This window comes from Acidithiobacillus marinus, from assembly GCF_002847505.1.
In the GTDB taxonomy this organism is placed as follows: Bacteria; Pseudomonadota; Gammaproteobacteria; order Acidithiobacillales; family Acidithiobacillaceae; genus Acidithiobacillus; species Acidithiobacillus marinus.
Map to the genome: position 1 here is coordinate 1 of NZ_MXAV01000063.1, position 2,145 is coordinate 2,145.

Sequence of the window (2,145 nt, forward strand, 5' to 3'; positions counted from 1 at the left end):
GGAATCACTGCTCCAGATGTTAGTGATTGAAGTACTAGCCTGCCCAGATCCGACCTAAAGAAAGCCGCCACATACTCGCCAATTGCCTTTGGCCCAATTACAACTTGAAAGTAATTATGATGCTTGATTTTTGTGTCATATAAACTTGACTCAACTGCTGAGTTTCCAATCTTAGGGATATAAACGGAATTATCTTTTTCGACAAAGCTTTCGCCGTGTTTTACATGGCTAATTTCGCTCGCAATTTCGCCAATTGTATATTCTTCATATTCCTTGTACTGTGTTTCGAGTTTCTCGGTTTGATGCTTTATTTTTACGCGATGGAAGCCATAAAAGGTTTTTTCTTCGATGCTCAATCCCTGGCTTAAATCTTTACCAAATACCCCAGAGCAAAAGTTATTGGCAATTGCTGAGCCTTGTGATTCACTCAATAACTCAGCAATGAAAATGGTACTTGTTTTCTTTCTTGATAGGAGTACAAAAACTGGAGTAATAGATGTTTCTGGTTGCAAGACTCCTTCTGGAGCATTAAGTATTGCATTTACAAAGTAGCCCTCTGAATTTAACGCTTCCTCCAGCTTCCTTCCCTCAGATACGCTAAAGCCAGTTGGCTCAATGAGATAAAAAGCCAGCCCATTGTCATTTAGAAGATTTATTGATTTTGCAATTTCTACCCAGTTCTGCCGAATTTTTAGTGTTTCAGAACCAACTTGGCATTCTTCCCGTTTTCCCATTCCTAGCGGAAAATCCCCGAAAATGAAATCATATTTTTCACCTTCTTCAATTTCACTTCGCCAGTCGAAACCGCTTACTCTCCTAATGTTTGAAGATTGAAAGCCAAACATAGAAAAGTTAGAAATACAAATATGCAAGACACTATCACCGCCTCTTATATTCATCAGCTCATGAACAAATGCCGCTACTATGTCTAGCTTTTCTGATTTATTGTCTTTGCTCATAACTTTCCTTTTTGCACCTAACGCCTCACATCAGCCAACCGCAAAAGCAGAGCGAAGCGGCGCTTTTGTGGGTCGGCTGGATGTGATTGTTATGTGACATTCATGGTTCCTCTACATTTCGGAAACTTTGAGCAACCCCAGAATTTCTTACCGACGTTTTGGCCTTGCTTAGTTTCTCGCAACACCATTGAAGCACCGCATTTTGGGCAACTCGGAATACGGTTGTTTTCTTTTCCGGCAACGATATTTTTTACATGCTTCACATGTTCGCGATTTGTTTTGAATGATGGCGCAAGCCTTCCTTGTTCTATTTTATTCGCGATTTCTATTACTTGTGATGCAGTTAAAACAGGCGCCTTCTTTGATTTAATATACCTCGCATAGCCTCCACCGTAAGTCACATTTTCAGGCATTTCTGTTTTGAAAGTGCTATCACCAACAAAAACAATTACAGAATGCACTTGCTGCTCATTAAGCCCCAACAAAGACTCAAGAGTCTTTACATGCTTATAGTTCTGATGCAATGGATTTTGGAATTTGCTTGAATGCTTATAAATCTTTTGCGTCCATGTCTTTTGGTTGGGACTGCCAAATATCCAGCCTTTCATGTTTTTTGTTTCAACCACGAATACGCCAAATTCTGAAACGATGATGTGGTCAATCTGCGTGCTTCCATCTTCTGTTGGCAGGGTCACATTCTTGATTAGATGGTATTTTTCCTTATCCAGTAGCAATTTCGAAGACAAATTGACGATAAACTCCCCAGCCACACCCTTAAACCAAGGAGATTTAAGAATACCTGCAAGAATCGCTATTGGTATCAGATACCAAAGGGCACCGACTATTTGATTGATGATTGGTGACAAATCCATTCTACGATCTCGCTTTACTCACATAACGCCGGAGCTCAGGGGCGCGGGCCACCGGAGCTACAACTTCAGCCACGGCCGGCTGGTCCCGCGTCCCCTGCAGCGAAATGTTAGGCGACGGCGCCATTGCTGCTCGTGAAGGAGTACATCGCGGCGTCATGATACTGGCCATGGATCAACAACCTGGCCTTCGCAATTCCTTCGAAAGTGGCTCCCGCCTTCTCGGCCACCCTTCGACTTGCATGGTTCTCGATCGCCGCTACGACCTCAAGACGATTGATCTTCGTATTCGACCTGGCCCAGTCAACCATCAACTT

At 42.8% G+C, this 2,145-nt stretch carries 3 protein-coding genes; all 3 read right to left on the reverse strand.

Features of this window, described 5'->3' with window-relative positions; translation table 11 throughout:
- Nucleotides 1-959 (reverse strand): hypothetical protein (locus tag B1757_RS14910; RefSeq protein WP_143484303.1); only part of this gene is annotated, 959 nt, incomplete at its 3' end.
- Between the two features lie 89 nt (nucleotides 960-1,048).
- Nucleotides 1,049-1,831: a nuclease-related domain-containing protein gene (locus tag B1757_RS14915; RefSeq protein ID WP_101539072.1), complete on the reverse strand. Its 783-nt coding sequence runs from the start codon at nucleotides 1,829-1,831 to the stop codon at nucleotides 1,049-1,051.
- Nucleotides 1,832-1,938: 107 nt separating this feature from the next.
- A partial coding sequence (locus B1757_RS15645; RefSeq protein WP_216360895.1) for a GNAT family N-acetyltransferase occupies nucleotides 1,939-2,145 on the reverse strand: 207 nt, incomplete at its 5' end.

What these genes read in the sequence shown, in the direction of transcription:
- B1757_RS14915 (WP_101539072.1), bottom strand. Translation starts at nt 1,831, where the DNA reads ATGGATTTGTCACCAATCATCAATCAAATAGTCGGTGCCCTTTGGTAT.